This is a genomic window from Streptococcus oralis, assembly GCF_019929365.1.
Taxonomy (GTDB): Bacteria; Bacillota; Bacilli; order Lactobacillales; family Streptococcaceae; genus Streptococcus; species Streptococcus oralis_BT.
This window is the reverse complement of the sequence record NZ_JAHZPH010000001.1, coordinates 685570-702798: the sequence shown is the minus strand read 5'-3', so window position 1 is coordinate 702798 and position 17229 is coordinate 685570. Positions and strand designations below refer to the sequence as shown.

Here is a 17229-nt window from a genome sequence, read left to right as displayed (position 1 = left end):
AAAGCTCATCTTCATCTCCCGATTGAAACAGTCACTCCCCTGACTGTTTCAACATCCCAAGACATAATCTCTGGAAGACGAGAAAAATCATGTTTAAAACGGAAGTCATTGAACTTTCGGAGAACAGTTGAAGTTGAAATGGAAAGCTGATGGGCAATATCGGTCATAGAAGTCTTTTCAATCAACTTTTGAGCAATCTTTTGATTGATAATACGAGGAATTTAGTGATTTTTCTTGACGAGAGAAGTCTCAGCGACCAACATTTTCAAACAATGATAGCACTTGAAACGACGCTTTTTCAGAAGAATTCTGGTAGGCATACCAGTCGTTTCGAGGTAAGGAATTTTGGAAGGTTTTTGGAAGTCATATTTCTTCATTTGACTTCCGCAATCAGGACAAGATGGGGCATTGTAGTCCAATTTCGCGATGATTTCCTTGTGTGTATCTCTATTAACAACATCCATAATTTGGATATTAGGGTCTTTAATATTGAGTAGTTTTGTGATAAAATGTAATGGTTCCATAGGATTCTTTCTAATGATGGTTTGGTCGCTTTTCATTATAGGTCATATGGGACTTTTTTTCTACAACAAAATAGGCTCCATAATATCTATAGGGGGTTACCCACTACAAATATTATAGAGCCAAATAAACAAGTAAGATCTGGGAAGACATTTCCAGATTTTTTTGATAGAATGAAGTCAAAGAAAACGTTATCAAAAAGAGGTGTATGATGGAGAAATTTTTTATATTATTGCTATTGTCACCCTACTTTTATTTTTTTCATTGGATTGAGAAGGCGGACAAAGATAGTAAATATTTCGCATTTTTCTATTACTTTTACTGGATTTATCTCCCTTTGTGGGCTTTGTTCAGTATCGCTTTTACAATTTTTTCATTCTTAATTTTCAATATTGTCTTGAAAAATCCTGCTGATTTAACAATTTGGGTGATATGGATTCTTTTAGTCTTTTTGTCTCTTGTGAATGACTGGAAAGTCTATGTCTGCCTGAAGAGAATGTTCAAGCTGAAACAAGAGAACAAAACGAGGACATTCATCAATAGCTAAAGTTTAGAGGAGGTTCCGATGTTCAAAATAAAGCAGTTTATTCATCAATACTACAAAACCTACATTCTTACGATTTGCTTGTTATGGCTGCTGGTCTTTTGTCTTCCATGGGATTTGCAAATAGGAGGAGTTTCGATTTATTTCTTCATCATGAAAAAACTCTTTGTCGTCTTTGGTGTATTGGCAATCTTTTTCTCAGTACTGACTAAAAGGATAAGTCTCTTCCTCTTTGGAGTCCTCTTTTGTATGGCCTTCTGGATCAATCTCTTCCTGATTTTTGGAATTTTGCCAGCTCTGCTTGGCAATTAAATTTTTGTGTGAAATGTAGTCCATAAAAAACCAAGAGGCTGACCTAGAAGTCAGCCTCTTTTCCCTGTTTAAACGCGGATTCTTTCTTGAAAATTAAGAGTAAATGTGCTAGAATTAAAAGAACATTCTAAAATATTCAGAATCTAAAGTAAGGAAAATAATGGCTAATATTTTAAAAACGATTATCGAAAATGATAAAGGGGAACTTCGTCGTCTGGAAAAGATGGCAGACAAGGTTCTCAAATATGAAGAGCAGATGGCAGCCTTGACGGATGACCAGCTAAAAGCAAAAACAGATGAATTTAAGGAACGTTACAATAAGGGTGAATCACTGGATTCATTGCTCTATGAGGCTTTTGCGGTAGTACGTGAAGCTGCCAAGCGTGTTCTTGGACTTTTCCCATATAAAGTTCAGGTCATGGGTGGAATTGTCCTCCACCATGGAGATGTGCCAGAAATGCGTACTGGTGAAGGGAAAACCTTGACTGCGACCATGCCTGTATACCTCAATGCCCTTGCAGGTGAAGGGGTTCACGTAGTAACGGTCAACGAGTATCTAACCGAACGTGATGCGACTGAGATGGGTGAATTGTACTCATGGCTTGGTTTGTCAGTAGGGATCAACTTGGCTGCGAAGTCACCAATGGAGAAGAAAGAAGCCTATCTCTGTGATATTACCTATTCGACTAACTCAGAAATTGGTTTCGACTACCTTCGTGACAACATGGTTGTTCGGGCAGAAAACATGGTACAGCGTCCGCTCAACTATGCTTTGGTCGATGAGGTTGACTCGATCTTGATTGATGAGGCTCGTACTCCTTTGATCGTTTCAGGAGCCAATGCTGTGGAAACTAGTCAGCTGTATCATATGGCGGATCACTTTGTCAAATCTTTGGACAAAGATGACTATATCATCGACATTCAGTCTAAGACTATTGGTTTGTCTGATTCAGGAATTGACAAGGCTGAAGACTACTTCAAACTGGAAAATCTCTACGACATCGAAAATGTAGCTCTTACTCACTTTATCGACAATGCCCTCCGTGCCAACTACATCATGATTCTCGATATTGACTATGTGGTTAGTGAAGAGCAGGAAATCTTGATTGTCGATCAATTTACAGGTCGTACCATGGAAGGTCGTCGTTATTCTGATGGCTTGCACCAGGCGATTGAAGCCAAGGAAGGTGTGCCAATTCAAGACGAAACTAAGACTTCAGCTTCTATTACCTACCAAAACCTCTTCCGTATGTATAAGAAATTGGCAGGTATGACAGGTACTGGTAAAACAGAAGAAGAAGAATTCCGTGAAATCTATAACATTCGTGTCATCCCAATCCCAACCAACCGTCCAATCCAACGTATCGACCACTCAGACCTTCTCTATGCGAGTCTGGATGCGAAATTTAAGGCCGTGGTTGAAGATGTGAAGGCACGTTATCAAAAGGGTCAGCCAGTCTTGGTAGGTACTGTTGCCGTTGAAACGAGTGATTTCCTTTCTAAGAAATTGGTCGAAGCAGGTGTTCCTCACGAAGTCTTGAATGCGAAAAACCACTACAGAGAAGCTCAAATCATCATGAATGCTGGTCAGCGTGGTGCGATTACCATCGCAACCAATATGGCCGGTCGTGGTACCGACATTAAGCTTGGTGAAGGCGTTCGTGAGCTTGGTGGACTTTGCGTCATTGGTACAGAACGCCACGAAAGTCGCCGGATCGATAATCAGCTTCGTGGACGTTCAGGACGCCAAGGAGATCCAGGTGAATCGCAGTTCTACTTGTCTCTTGAAGATGATTTGATGAAACGTTTCGGTTCAGAGCGTTTGAAAGGTATCTTTGAACGGCTCAACATGTCTGACGAAGCCATTGAATCCCGTATGTTAACGCGTCAAGTGGAAGCGGCTCAGAAACGTGTTGAGGGGAATAACTACGATACACGTAAACAGGTCCTTCAATACGATGATGTCATGCGTGAACAACGTGAAATCATCTATGCACAACGTTATGATGTCATTACTGCCGACCGTGACTTGGCACCTGAGATCCATGCTATGATTCGTCGTACCATTGGACGTATCGTGGATGCACATGCACGTTCTAAGGAAGATGAAAAACTAGAAGCAATCTTGAACTTTGCTAAGTACAACTTACTTCCAGAAGATTCAATCAGCCGTTCAGATCTTGCAGGTTTGTCAGACCAAGCCATCAAAGATGAGCTGTATCAACGTGCATTGAAGGTTTATGATAGCCAAGTTGCTAAACTTCGTGATGAAGATGCAGTGAAAGAATTCCAGAAGGTCTTGATCCTACGTGTTGTAGACAACAAGTGGACAGACCATATCGATGCTCTTGACCAGTTGCGAAATGCTGTTGGTCTTCGTGGATATGCTCAAAACAACCCGGTTGTAGAATATCAAGCAGAAGGTTTCCGCATGTTTAACGACATGATCGGATCGATTGAGTTCGATGTAACCCGCTTGATGATGAAAGCACAAATCCACGAACAAGAACGTCCTCAAACTGAACACAATATCAGTACAACTGCGACTCGTAATATCGCAGCGCAGCAGACTCAGCTTCCAAAAGATGTGGACTTGAGCCAAATCGGACGAAATGACCAATGTCCATGTGGATCAGGTAAGAAATTCAAGAACTGTCATGGTAAGAGACAATAATATGAGATAAGATACAGGCGGATACCTGGTGAAAATACATTTTTACTTGGTGTCCGTTTGCTTTATAAGGAGATGAATCATGGTATTTACAGCTAAAAGTCCTAAAATTAACATTGAAGAAGTTCGTTCCTTGTCAAAACTAGATGTTTTGGCTTATAAGAAAAAATACCAGCGTGATCAGGAATTGGAAGCCATCATCCGTGGAGAAGATCAGCGTATTCTTTTGGTCATTGGACCGTGTTCATCTGATAATGAAGAGGCAGTCCTCGAGTATGCCAAGCGCTTGTCTGCCTTGCAAGAAGAGGTCAAAGACCGTATTTTTATGGTCATGCGTGTCTATACTGCTAAACCTCGTACCAATGGGGATGGCTATAAGGGCTTGATTCATCAACCAAATGCGACAGAAGCTCCTAGCTTGATCAATGGAATCAAGGCTGTTCGTCAGCTACACTACCGTGTGATTACCGAGACGGGAATGACAACAGCGGATGAGATGCTTTATCCTGAAAATCTTCCGCTGGTGGATGATTTGATTTCTTATATGGCTGTTGGAGCTCGTTCTGTAGAGGATCAGCAACATCGTTTTGTAGCGAGTGGAGCAGATTTCTCAACAGGATTTAAAAATCCCACATCTGGAAATCTCAATGTTATGTTTAACGGGATTTACGCAGCGCAAAATAAACAGAGTTTCCTTTTCCTCGGTAAAGAGGTGGAAACAACAGGGAATCCATTGTCCCACGCCATTCTTCGCGGTGCCTTGAATGAATATGGTAAAAATATTCCTAACTACTACTATGACAATTTGATGGATACCATTGCCCAGTATGAAAAAATGGGCTTGGAAAATCCATTTATCATCATCGATACCAATCATGACAATTCAGGCAAGCAGTACATGGATCAAATCCGTATCGTTCGTCAGACCTTGATTAACCGTGACTGGAATGAGAAAATCAAGAAATATGTTCGTGGTTTCATGATTGAGTCCTATCTAGAAGATGGACGTCAAAATGAGCCAGAAGTTTTTGGGAAGTCCATTACAGATCCGTGTCTCGGATGGGACAACACAGAAGCACTTGTTCGCGAAATTTACCAAACGCTAGGAGAGTAAGATGGCATTTATCGAAAAAGGTCAAGAAATTGATATTGAAGCAATCAAGGCTGCGACCCAGTTGTCACCTGAAGCCTTGCGAAAAAAAGAAGCCCGCGATAGAGAGCTGGCAGCCATCATCTCGGGTGAGGACGATCGTATCCTTTTGGTGATGGGGCCGTGCTCTTCAGACAATGAAGAAGCAGTGCTTGAATATGCTCGTCGCTTAGCAGACTTGCAGAAAAAAGTTGCGGATAAAATTTTTATCGTGATGCGTGTCTATACGGCTAAACCTCGTACCAATGGAGATGGCTATAAAGGCATGATTCATCAACCAAATACCAGCGAAGCGCCTAGTCTCATCAATGGTTTGCAGGCTGTTCGTCAGCTCCACTACCGTGTGATTACGGAGACGGGCTTGACGACGGCTGATGAGATGCTCTATCCGTCAAATCTCGTTTTGGTCGATGATTTAGTCAGCTACCACGCTGTAGGAGCTCGTTCAGTAGAAGACCAGGAACACCGCTTTGTAGCCTCTGGGATTGATGCTCCAGTTGGGATGAAAAATCCGACATCTGGGAACCTTGGAGTTATGTTTAATGCTATCTATGCAGCTCAAAACAAGCAAACCTTCCTTTACCATGGCCAAGAAGTGGAAACTTCAGGAAATCCCTTGGCCCACGTTATCCTTCGTGGTGCCATGAACGAATATGGTAAAAATGAACCCAACTTCTACTATGAAACCCTCTTAAATGCCATCAATCGCTATGAGACTATGGGACTTGAAAATCCCTTCATTATCATTGACACCAATCATGACAATTCAGGCAAGCAGTATATGGAACAAATCCGCATTGTTCGCCAAGCCTTGCTGAATCGTGACTGGAATGAAAAGATTAAAAAGACGGTTCGAGGCTTTATGATCGAATCATACCTAGCAGATGGCCGCCAAAATCAACCAGAGGTCTTTGGCTGCTCCATAACTGACCCTTGTCTAGGTTGGGAAAATACAGTAGCCTTGGTAGAAGAAATTTATACTACCTTAACAAAATAAGTGAAAAGGATGGAGTTGGGGGAATCTCAGCTCCTTTTATGAGTATGATAGTTGGACACGGAATTGACATCGAAGAATTGGCTTCGATAGAAAATGCAGTTACACGACGTGAGGGCTTTGCCAAGCGCGTGCTGACCCCTAAAGAAATGGAGCGTTTTGCCAGTCTCAAAGGGCGCAGACAGATCGAATACTTGGCAGGTCGCTGGTCAGCTAAGGAGGCCTTTTCCAAGGCTATGGGAACAGGAATTGGCAAACTGACCTTTCAGGATTTGGAAGTTTTGAACAATGAACGAGGCGCTCCCTATTTTAGCCAGGCACCATTTTCAGGAAAAATTTGGCTGTCGATCAGCCACACAGAACAGTTTGTGACAGCCAGTGTCATTTTGGAGGAAAATCATGAAAGCTAGTCCGCATAGACCAACAAAGGCTCTGATATATCTGGGAGCTATTCGACAAAATATTCAGCAAATGGGGGCTCATATCCCTGAAGGAACGCTCAAGTGGGCAGTGGTCAAGGCCAATGCCTATGGACATGGGGCGGTAGCTGTTGCAACGGCGATCCAGGATGATGTTGATGGATTTTGTGTTTCCAATATTGATGAAGCTATCGAACTTCGTCAGGCTGGACTCAGCAAGCGAATTCTCATTTTAGGAGTTTCTGAAATCGAAGCTGTTTCTCTTGCTAAAGAATACGATATCACCTTGACAGTGGCAGGATTGGAGTGGATTCAAGCGCTGTTAGACAAGGAAGCAGATTTAACTGGCTTGACTGTCCACCTCAAGATTGACTCAGGAATGGGACGGATTGGTTTTAGAGATGCCAGTGAAGCTGATCTGGCTCAAGACTTGCTCAAGCAACATGGTGCTCGCGTTGAAGGGATTTTTACCCACTTTGCTACTGCAGATGAAGAATCAGATACCTATTTTAATAATCAGTTAGAACGATTTAAAGCTATTTTGGCAAGTATGAAGGAAGTGCCAGAGCTGGTTCATGCCAGCAACTCGGCAACGACCCTCTGGCATGCAGAGACTATTTTCAATGCTGTCCGTATGGGAGATGCCATGTATGGTCTCAATCCAAGTGGAGAGGTTTTGGACTTGCCTTATGCCTTGACTCCAGCCTTGACCTTGGAATCTGCTCTAGTTCATGTCAAGACAGTTTCAGCTGGAGCTTGCATGGGCTATGGAGCAACTTATCAAGCGAATAGTGAGCAAGTCATTGCGACGGTGCCAATCGGCTATGCGGATGGTTGGACACGTGATATGCAGAATTTCTCTGTCTTGGTAGATGGTCAAGATTGCCCAATCGTCGGACGAGTATCTATGGACCAAATTACCATTCGTTTGCCTAAGCTTTATCCGCTAGGAACAAAAGTAACTCTAATCGGCAGCAACGGTGACAAGGAAATCACAGCAACTCAGGTAGCGACCTACCGCGGAACTATTAACTATGAGGTGGTTTGTCTTCTCAGCGATCGCATTCCGAGAGAATATCATTAAACTAAAGAAAGAAGTGGAGCATGAATCTACATCAACCCTTGCATGTCTTGCCTGGTGTGGGACCAAAGTCAGCAGAAAAATACGCCAAACTAGGAATTGAAAACCTGCAAGACCTCTTGCTCTACTTTCCTTTCCGTTACGAAGATTTCAAGACCAAACAGGTGCTGGAGCTGGAAGACGGAGAAAAGGCTGTCCTGTCTGGTCAAGTCGTGACTCCCGCTAGCGTCCAGTATTATGGTTTCAAGCGCAATCGCCTGCGTTTTAGTCTCAAGCAGGGAGAAGTCGTTTTTGCGGTGAATTTTTTTAACCAGCCCTATCTGGCTGATAAGATAGAGTTGGGAGCAACCCTTGCTGTCTTTGGGAAATGGGACCGTGCCAAGGCCAGTTTGACTGGGATGAAGGTTCTGGCTCAGGTGGAAGATGATCTCCAGCCAGTCTATCGTCTGGCTCAAGGAATCAGTCAGGCAGGGCTGGTCAAGGTTATCAAGACAGCCTTTGATCAAGGGTTGGACCTCTTGATAGAGGAAAATCTTCCCCAGTCTTTACTTGATAAATACAAACTCATGTCCCGTTGCCAGGCTGTTCGCGCTATGCATTTTCCCAAGGATTTGGCAGAATACAAGCAGGCCCTTCGCCGTATCAAGTTTGAGGAACTCTTTTACTTTCAGATGCAGTTGCAGACGCTCAAGTCTGAAAATAGAGTTCAGGGAAGCGGTCTGATTCTGAACTGGTTTCAGGAAAAAGTGACAGCCGTTAAAGAAAGTCTTCCTTTTTCCCTGACTCAAGCTCAGGAAAAGAGTTTGCAGGAAATTTTGTCCGACATGAAGTCCGACCACCACATGAATCGTCTCTTACAAGGGGACGTGGGGAGCGGAAAGACGGTAGTCGCTGGCCTAGCCATGTTTGCGGCGGTGACGTCTGGCTACCAGGCAGCTCTCATGGTGCCGACAGAAATCTTGGCAGAGCAGCATTTTGAGAGTTTGAAGGGTCTTTTTCCAGACTTGAAATTCGCTCTCTTGACAGGTTCCTTAAAAGCTGCAGAAAAGAGAGCAGTCTTGGAGACCATTGCCAAGGGTGAGGCTGATTTGATTATCGGAACCCACGCTTTGATACAAGATGAGGTTGATTATGCTCGCCTTGGCTTGATTATCATCGATGAGCAGCATCGTTTTGGTGTGGGGCAAAGGCGTGTTCTGCGGGAAAAAGGGGACAATCCTGACGTTCTCATGATGACGGCGACGCCCATTCCTCGAACGCTGGCTATCACAGCCTTTGGAGATATGGATGTTTCCATTATTGACCAGATGCCAGCAGGGCGGAAGCCTATTGTGACTCGCTGGATTAAGCATGAGCAGCTGCCTCAGGTCTTGACTTGGTTAGAAGGAGAAATTCAAAAAGGTTCGCAAGCCTATGTCATCTCTCCTTTGATTGAAGAATCTGAAGCTCTGGATCTGAAAAATGCCATTGCCTTATCAGAAGAGTTGACGGCTCATTTTGCAGACAAGGCTGAAGTAGCTCTTCTACATGGTAAGATGAAGAGTGATGAAAAAGACCAGATTATGCAGGAGTTCAAAGAGAGAAAAACGGATATTCTGGTTTCGACGACGGTTATTGAGGTTGGGGTCAATGTTCCCAATGCGACTGTCATGATTATCATGGATGCCGATCGGTTTGGTCTCAGCCAGCTTCACCAGCTCAGAGGTCGTGTTGGTCGGGGGGACAAGCAGTCCTATGCTGTTCTCGTTGCCAATCCCAAGACTGAGTCAGGGAAAGACCGCATGCGCATCATGACAGAAACGACTAATGGATTTGTCCTTGCAGAGGAAGATTTGAAAATGAGGGGTTCTGGTGAGATTTTTGGAACCAGACAGTCAGGACTGCCAGAGTTCCAAGTGGCGGATATTATCGAAGATTTTCCGATTTTAGAAGAAGCCAGAAAGGTTGCTAGCTACATTAGTTCGATAGAAGGCTGGCAAGAGGATCCAGAATGGCGCATGATTGCTCTCCATCTAGAAAAAAGAGAACATCTGGATTAAGCCTTCTCTAAGAAATCTATAAGCTAGTTTTTAGGTTTGGGTCTTATACTAGAGTCATCAAAAAGAAACGAGGACCCTCACATGACTATTAAAGTAACCTACCAAAAGAAATTCCAAACCGTCAAACTAGAGAAAGGAGCTAGCACCTATTGATACACAGAGAGCGGAAACGCTCTCTTTATTTTTAAAACTACTTTCAGACGATAGGTTTGAGGAAAGAGAATCTAAATTCACTTTCTGTTTAGCATTCTTTCTTGCATTGCTTTCCTAGATATGCTAGAGTTATGATAGCGATTACAAAACTAAAGGAGCATGCTATGAAAAATCCAGCTTTATTAGAAGAAATCAAGACCTATCTAGGACGAGATGAGGTGCCAGAAGACTTTGATACTTTTTGGGATGAGGAAGTGAAAAAAGTATCCACACTTCCAACCTACCAGTTGGAGAAAAGAGATTTCCACATTCCCCAAGTCAAGTGCTATGAACTCACTTTTGAAGGAACCAACGAAGGCAAGGTCTATGCACGCGTCGTCCTTCCAAAGAGTGAGGGTAAAGTTCCGCTTATCTTTCATTTCCATGGTTATATGGGACGTGGCTGGGATTGGACCGACATGCTGGCCTTTACCGTGGCTGGTTACGGTGTTGTTTCCATGGACGTTCGTGGCCAGTCAGGCTACTCGCAAGACGGCTTGCGCTCTCCACTAGGAAATACGGTGAAGGGACATATCATCCGTGGTGCTGTGGAAGGTCGTGAGCATCTCTTTTATAAGGATGTCTATCTGGATATTTACCAGTTGATCGAAATTATTGCTAGTCTGCCTCAGGTAGATGAGAAGCGACTTTCTAGCTATGGCGCTTCACAAGGAGGGGCCTTAGCTTTGGTTGCAGCAGCGCTCAATCCTCGGATTCAGCGAACAGTTGCCATCTATCCCTTCTTGTCAGACTTTAGACGAGTGCTTGAGATTGGCAATACCAGTGAAGCCTATGATGAACTCTTCCGTTATTTTAAGTTTCACGATCCCTTCCATGAAACAGAGGAGGAAATCATGGCGACCCTTGCCTATATCGATGTGAAAAATCTTGCCCATCGTATCAAGGGTGAGGTCAAGATGATTACGGGCTTGGATGATGACGTCTGCTATCCTATTACCCAGTTCGCGATTTACAACCGTCTAACCTGCGACAAGGCCTATCGCATCATGCCAGAGTATGCCCACGAAGCCATGAATGTTTTTGTCAATGACCAAGTCTACAACTGGCTCTGTGGCAGTGAGATTCCTTTCTCCTATGTAAAAAAATAAGTTTAAGAGAGCCTTGAGCTCCCTTTTTGTTTTCCAAAATCGAAAAGTACTTTCAGGAAATTTGAAATATTAAAATAGTTTTAAAAGTAGAATCTATTCTATATCATTTAGCTATAAAGTTCAGAGTTTATTGTATAATAAGGGAAAGACATTATGCGAAAGGAGGGAACTTTCCGCTGTTTGGTCAAAGAGTAAGAGCAGTGGACGTTTGAAGAATGGGAGGTCTCATTCAGTCGGTTACTTTCTTTTTACTTGTTTAGTTGGAGGAACTAAAAATTTTAAGAAAAAAAGAAAGCGCTTTATTTTATGAAAAATGAAAGGACAAACATGAATTATAAATCTTCACATCGGAAACAGCGATATGGCATTCGGAAATTTGCAGTTGGAACAGCTTCTGTACTAATTGGTACAGTTGTATTTGGAGTTTCGCCAGTTTTAGCCCAAGAGCAGGGAAATGCAGTAGGAGCCAATACAGAAACTGTCGAACCTGGTCAAGGTTTATCAGAATTGCCAAAAGAAGCGTCCTCGGGAGATCTTGCTCATTTGGATAAGGATTTGGCTGGTAAATTGGCAGCAGCTCAAGACAACGGCGTTGAGGTGGACCAAGACCATTTGAAAAAAAATGAGAGTGCAGAATCAGAAACCCCATCCTCTACCGAAACCCCTGCAGAAGAAGCAAATAAGGAAGAGGAATCAGAGGATCAGGGGGCTATTCCTCGTGACTATTACTCAAGAGATTTAAAAAATGCTAATCCTGTCCTTGAAAAAGAAGATGTTGAAACCAATGCAGCAAATGGTCAGAGAGTTGATTTATCAAGTGAACTAGACAAACTAAAGCAACTAAAAAATGCTACAGTTCACATGGAGTTCAAACCAGATGCATCAGCTCCACGCTTTTACAATCTCTTCTCTGTATCCAGTGACACCAAGGAAAATGAGTACTTTACTATGTCGGTCCTTGATAATACAGCTCTTATTGAAGGGCGTGGCGCTAACGGAGAGCAGTTCTATGATAAGTATACAGATGCTCCTTTGAAAGTTCGCCCAGGACAATGGAATTCCGTGACCTTTACTGTCGAACAACCGACAGCGGAGTTACCTCATGGTCGAGTTCGTCTCTATGTGAACGGTGTCTTATCTCGAACAAGCCTAAAATCTGGGAACTTCATCAAAGATATGCCAGATGTTAATCAAGCTCAACTTGGAGCAACCAAACGGGGCAATAAAACAGTTTGGGCATCAAACCTACAAGTTCGAAACCTAACTGTTTATGATCGTGCTTTAAGCCCAGATGAAGTTCAAACACGGAGTCAATTATTTGAAAGAGGTGAATTGGAACAGAAACTTCCTGAGGGAGCAAAAGTTACTGAGAAAGAAGACGTCTTTGAAGGTGGTAGGAACAATCAACCAAATAAAGATGGTATCAAGAGTTATCGTATCCCAGCTCTTCTCAAGACTGATAAAGGAACGCTGATTGCTGGAACGGATGAAAGACGTTTGCACCATTCTGACTGGGGAGATATTGGGATGGTTGTTCGTCGTAGCTCAGATAATGGAAAAACATGGGGAGACCGAATCGTAATCTCAAATCCTCGTGACAATGAGCACGCTAAACATGCAGATTGGCCATCTCCAGTCAATATTGATATGGCCTTGGTACAAGACCCTGAAACAAAGAGAATTTTTGCAATTTATGACATGTTCCTTGAAAGTAAGGCAGTATTTTCATTACCAGGGCAAGCTCCGAAAGCTTATGAACAAGTGGGAGATAAAGTTTATCAAGTTTTATATAAGCAAGGAGAATCAGGTCGCTATACAATTCGAGAAAACGGAGAGGTTTTCGACCCTCAAAACAGAAAGACAGATTATCGCGTCGTCGTTGACCCTAAAAAACCGGCCTATAGCGATAAGGGAGATTTGTATAAAGGGAATGAGCTAATCGGGAATATTTATTTTGAGTATAGCGAGAAGAATATTTTTAGAGTTTCCAATACCAACTACCTATGGATGTCCTACAGTGATGACGATGGGAAGACTTGGTCTGCACCAAAAGATATTACACATGGGATTCGGAAAGATTGGATGCACTTTCTAGGAACTGGACCTGGTACTGGGATTGCCTTGCGTACAGGACCTCATAAGGGAAGACTGGTGATTCCAGTTTATACAACAAACAACGTTTCCTACCTAAGTGGTTCTCAATCATCTCGTGTAATTTATTCAGATGATCATGGAGAAACATGGCAAGCAGGGGAAGCAGTTAATGATAACCGTCCAGTAGGCAACCAAACCATTCACTCTTCAACCATGAATAATCCAGGCGCCCAAAATACGGAGTCAACTGTTGTTCAGTTGAATAATGGGGATCTCAAGCTCTTTATGCGTGGGTTGACTGGTGATCTTCAGGTTGCGACCAGTCATGACGGAGGAGCAACGTGGGATAAGGAAATCAAACGTTATCCTCAAGTAAAAGACGTTTATGTTCAAATGTCCGCTATTCACACCATGCATGAAGGAAAGGAATACATTCTACTCAGCAATGCTGGTGGTCCTGGACGCAACAATGGTTTGGTTCACCTGGCTCGTGTTGAGGAGAATGGTGAGTTGACATGGTTGAAACACAATCCTATACAAAGTGGTAAGTTTGCTTACAACTCACTCCAAGAACTCGGAAATGGCGAATATGGTTTGCTTTATGAGCATGCGGATGGCAATCAAAACGATTATACTTTATCCTATAAGAAATTCAACTGGGATTTCTTGACCAAGGATTGGATTTCTCCTAAGGAAGCAAAAGTGAAATATGCGATTGAAAAATGGCCAGGCATCCTTGCTATGGAGTTTGATTCGGAAGTATTGGTCAACAAGGCACCAACCCTTCAATTGGCAAACGGTAAAACAGCACGCTTCATGACCCAGTATGACACAAAAACCCTCCTATTTACGGTGGATTCAGAGGATATGGGTCAAAAAGTTACAGGTCTGGCAGAAGGTGCTATTGAAAGTATGCATAATTTACCAGTCTCTGTAGCGGGCACTAAGCTTTCGAATGGAATGAACGGAAGTGAAGCTGCTGTTCATGAAGTGCCAGAATATACAGGCCCACTAGGGACAGCGGGTGAGGAACCAGCACCAACAGTTGAAAAACCAGAATTTACAGGCGGTGTGAATGGTGAAGAGGCCGCAGTTCATGAAATCCCAGAGTACACAGGTTCATTAGGCACAGCAGGTGAGGAACCAGCACCAACAGTTGAAAAACCAGAATTTACAGGCGGTGTTAATGCTGTTGAGGCCGCAGTTCATGAAGTCCCAGAGTACACAGGCTCACTAGGGACATCCGGCGAAGAGCCAGCTCCGACAGTTGAAAAACCAGAATTTACAGGTGGAGTTAATGCTGTTGAGGTAGCAGTCCATGAACTCCCTGAGTACACAGGCTCACTAGGGACATCCGGCGAAGAGCCAGCCCCAACAGTCGAGAAGCCAGAATTTACAGGCGGAGTTAATGCTGTTGAGGCAGCTGTCCATGAACTTCCAGAGTACACAGGTGGCGTGAATGCAGCCGATGCAGCTGTACATGAAATTGCAGAATATAAGGAAATTGATTCACTTGTAACTCTTACTAAAAAAGAAGATTATACTTACAAAGCTCCTCTTGCTCAGCAGACACTTCCTGATACAGGGAACAAGGAGAGCGGCTTCCTAGCTTCACTAGGATTAACAGCTTTCTTCCTTGGTTTGTTTGCAATGGGGAAAAAGAGAGAAAAGTAAGAGAATAATTCTAATCATTTGACTTTGTAAAAATAGAAGGAGATAGCAGGTTTTTCAGTCTGTTATCTTTTTCTTTCGGCTCAAGGTGTGCTAATAAGAAATTCTAAGATGCCTGAAACTACTTTCAGGATAGTCTGTTCTATAAAATAGTTTTGAAACTGAAATCTATTCCACTACAAACTATTGAAAGCGCTTAACAAATGATATATAATAAGCCCATAGGAACAAAGAAAAGGAGGAAATGGGATGCCACAGATCAGTAAAGAAGCCTTGATTGAACAAATCAAAGATGGAATCATTGTTTCTTGTCAGGCACTTCCTCATGAACCGCTTTATACAGAAGCGGGAGGGGTTATCCCCTTGCTAGTCAAAGCGGCTGAGCAAGGTGGAGCAGTCGGTATCCGAGCAAACAGTGTTCGCGATATCAAGGAGATTAAGGAGGTTACGAAACTCCCGATTATCGGGATTATCAAACGTGACTATCCGCCACAGGAGCCTTTCATTACAGCTACGATGAGAGAAGTTGATGAACTGGCTGAACTAGACATTGAGGTCATTGCTCTGGATTGTACCAAACGTGAACGTTACGATGGTTTGGAAATTCAGGACTTTATCCGACAAGTCAAAGAAAAATATCCGCATCAACTCTTAATGGCTGATACCAGTACTTTTGAAGAGGGAATAGCTGCAGTCGAAGCAGGTGTTGATTTTGTTGGAACAACCCTATCAGGTTATACCTCTTATAGTCCGAAAGTAGATGGTCCAGACTTTGAACTAATCAAAAAACTTTGTGAAGCAGGTGTGGATGTCATCGCTGAAGGGAAAATTCATACACCAGAACAAGCCAAGCAAATCCTTGAATATGGGGTGCGAGGCATCGTTGTTGGTGGAGCTATTACTAGACCAAAAGAGATTACGGAACGCTTTGTTGCCGGTCTTAAATAATACAATCTCAAAACAGAGGAGAGTGGTCGATGCGTCAAATGAAATGAAAACGTATACAAATAGAAGGTTACTCACTATCCAATATGGACACGCTTAACAATTAGGAGAATACAAATGAAATTTAGAAAACTAGCTTGTACAGTACTTGCGAGTGCTGCGATTCTTGGCCTTGCTGCTTGTGGTAACTCTGGTGGAAGTAAAGATGCTGGAAAATCAGGAAGCGATAGCGGAAAAACAGAAATCACTTGGTGGGCATTCCCAGTATTCACACAAGAAAAAACAGGTGACGGTGTTGGAACTTATGAAAAATCAATCATCGAAGCTTTTGAAAAAGCAAATCCAGATGTAAAAGTGAAATTGGAAACCATCGACTTCAAGTCAGGTCCTGAAAAGATCACAACAGCCATCGAAGCAGGAACAGCGCCAGACGTACTTTTTGACGCACCAGGGCGTATCATCCAATACGGTAAAAATGGTAAATTGGCTGAGTTGAACGATCTCTTCACAGACGAATTCGTCAAAGATGTCAACAACGAAAACATCGTACAAGCAAGTAAGGCTGGAGATAAAGCTTACATGTATCCAATCAGTTCAGCTCCATTCTACATGGCTATGAACAAGAAAATGTTGGAAGATGCTGGAGTTGCAAACCTTGTAAAAGAAGGTTGGACAACTGATGACTTTGAAAAAGTTTTGAAAGCGCTTAAAGATAAAGGCTATACACCAGGTTCATTGTTCAGTTCTGGTCAAGGGGGAGACCAAGGAACACGTGCCTTCATCGCAAACCTTTATGGCGGTTCTGTAACAGACAAAGACGTAACCAAATATACAACAGACGATCCTAAATTCGTCAAAGGTCTTGAAAAAGCTGCTAGCTGGATTAAAGACGGTTTGTTGAACAATGGTTCACAATTTGACGGTGGAGCAGATATCCAAAACTTTGCGAACGGTCAAACTTCATACACAATCCTTTGGGCACCAGCTCAAAACGGTATCCAAGCGAAACTCTTGGAAGCAAGTAAGGTAGACGTGGTAGAAGTACCATTCCCATCAGACTCTGGTAAACCATCTCTTGAATACCTTGTAAACGGATTTGCAGTATTTAACAACAAAGACGATAAGAAAGTCGCAGCTGCTAAGAAATTCGTTCAATTCATCGCAGACGACAAAGAATGGGGTCCTAAAGACGTAGTTCGTACAGGTGCCTTCCCAGTTCGTACTTCATTTGGCAAACTTTATGAAGACAAACGTATGGAAACAATCAGTGGTTGGACTAAATACTACTCACCATACTACAACACTATCGATGGATTTGCTGAAATGAGAACACTTTGGTTCCCAATGTTGCAATCTGTATCAAATGGTGACGAAAAACCAGCGGATGCTTTGAAAGCCTTCACTGAAAAAGCTAACGAAACCATCAAAAAAGCTACAAAACAATAAGCACTAAGTCAGATTGATTCCCCCCTTTTCCCTGTGCACT

12 protein-coding genes and 1 pseudogene are annotated in these 17229 nt (G+C 42.9%); 12 read left to right on the top strand and 1 reads right to left on the bottom strand.

Annotation, left to right across the window (positions count from 1 at the left end):
• Positions 1 to 53 precede the first annotated feature (53 nt).
• Positions 54 to 524 (bottom strand): annotated as a pseudogene (locus K1I53_RS03570) (transposase family protein); the annotation flags it as partial.
• A gap of 206 nt (positions 525 to 730) precedes the next feature.
• Here K1I53_RS03570 and K1I53_RS03565 point away from each other — a divergent pair.
• The 12 genes from K1I53_RS03565 to K1I53_RS03510 all read left to right on the top strand — a co-directional run bounded on the left by K1I53_RS03565 (position 731) and on the right by K1I53_RS03510 (position 17189).
• Positions 731 to 1069: a hypothetical protein gene (locus K1I53_RS03565; RefSeq protein ID WP_223328411.1), complete on the top strand. Its 339-nt coding sequence runs from the start codon at positions 731 to 733 to the stop codon at positions 1067 to 1069.
• A gap of 18 nt (positions 1070 to 1087) precedes the next feature.
• On the top strand, positions 1088 to 1378 hold the full coding sequence (locus K1I53_RS03560; RefSeq protein ID WP_084926121.1) for a hypothetical protein: 291 nt from the start codon (positions 1088 to 1090) through the stop codon (positions 1376 to 1378).
• Between the two features lie 160 nt (positions 1379 to 1538).
• The gene (gene secA, locus K1I53_RS03555) at positions 1539 to 4052 is read left to right on the top strand and encodes a preprotein translocase subunit SecA (protein ID WP_223328409.1); all 2514 of its coding nucleotides are present in this window, start codon (positions 1539 to 1541) and stop codon (positions 4050 to 4052) included.
• Positions 4053 to 4131: 79 nt separating this feature from the next.
• Positions 4132 to 5163, top strand: a complete 1032-nt coding sequence (locus tag K1I53_RS03550; RefSeq protein WP_223328407.1) for a 3-deoxy-7-phosphoheptulonate synthase — start codon at positions 4132 to 4134, stop codon at positions 5161 to 5163.
• Between the two features lies 1 nt (position 5164).
• On the top strand, positions 5165 to 6196 hold the full coding sequence (locus K1I53_RS03545) for a 3-deoxy-7-phosphoheptulonate synthase (protein ID WP_000864028.1): 1032 nt from the start codon (positions 5165 to 5167) through the stop codon (positions 6194 to 6196).
• Between the two features lie 44 nt (positions 6197 to 6240).
• Positions 6241 to 6603 (top strand): holo-ACP synthase, encoded by a 363-nt coding sequence (gene acpS / locus K1I53_RS03540; RefSeq protein WP_223328430.1) that lies wholly within the window; start codon positions 6241 to 6243, stop codon positions 6601 to 6603.
• Positions 6593 to 7696, top strand: a complete 1104-nt coding sequence (gene alr / locus K1I53_RS03535) for an alanine racemase (RefSeq protein ID WP_223328405.1) — start codon at positions 6593 to 6595, stop codon at positions 7694 to 7696. The genes acpS and alr overlap by 11 nt, the downstream gene beginning before the upstream one ends.
• 20 nt (positions 7697 to 7716) lie before the next feature.
• On the top strand, positions 7717 to 9732 hold the full coding sequence (recG, locus tag K1I53_RS03530) for an ATP-dependent DNA helicase RecG (protein WP_223328403.1): 2016 nt from the start codon (positions 7717 to 7719) through the stop codon (positions 9730 to 9732).
• Positions 9733 to 10049: 317 nt separating this feature from the next.
• Positions 10050 to 11033: an acetylxylan esterase gene (locus tag K1I53_RS03525; protein ID WP_223328429.1), complete on the top strand. Its 984-nt coding sequence runs from the start codon at positions 10050 to 10052 to the stop codon at positions 11031 to 11033.
• A 327-nt stretch (positions 11034 to 11360) separates the two neighbouring features.
• Positions 11361 to 14801, top strand: coding sequence for an SIALI-17 repeat-containing surface protein (locus K1I53_RS03520; protein ID WP_223328401.1), 3441 nt, complete (start codon positions 11361 to 11363; stop codon positions 14799 to 14801).
• A 246-nt stretch (positions 14802 to 15047) separates the two neighbouring features.
• Positions 15048 to 15746: an N-acetylmannosamine-6-phosphate 2-epimerase gene (locus K1I53_RS03515; RefSeq protein WP_001135660.1), complete on the top strand. Its 699-nt coding sequence runs from the start codon at positions 15048 to 15050 to the stop codon at positions 15744 to 15746.
• 114 nt (positions 15747 to 15860) lie between these two features.
• Complete coding sequence (locus tag K1I53_RS03510) at positions 15861 to 17189, top strand: ABC transporter substrate-binding protein (RefSeq protein WP_223328399.1); 1329 nt, start codon at positions 15861 to 15863, stop codon at positions 17187 to 17189.
• The last annotated feature ends 40 nt before the right edge of the window (positions 17190 to 17229 follow it).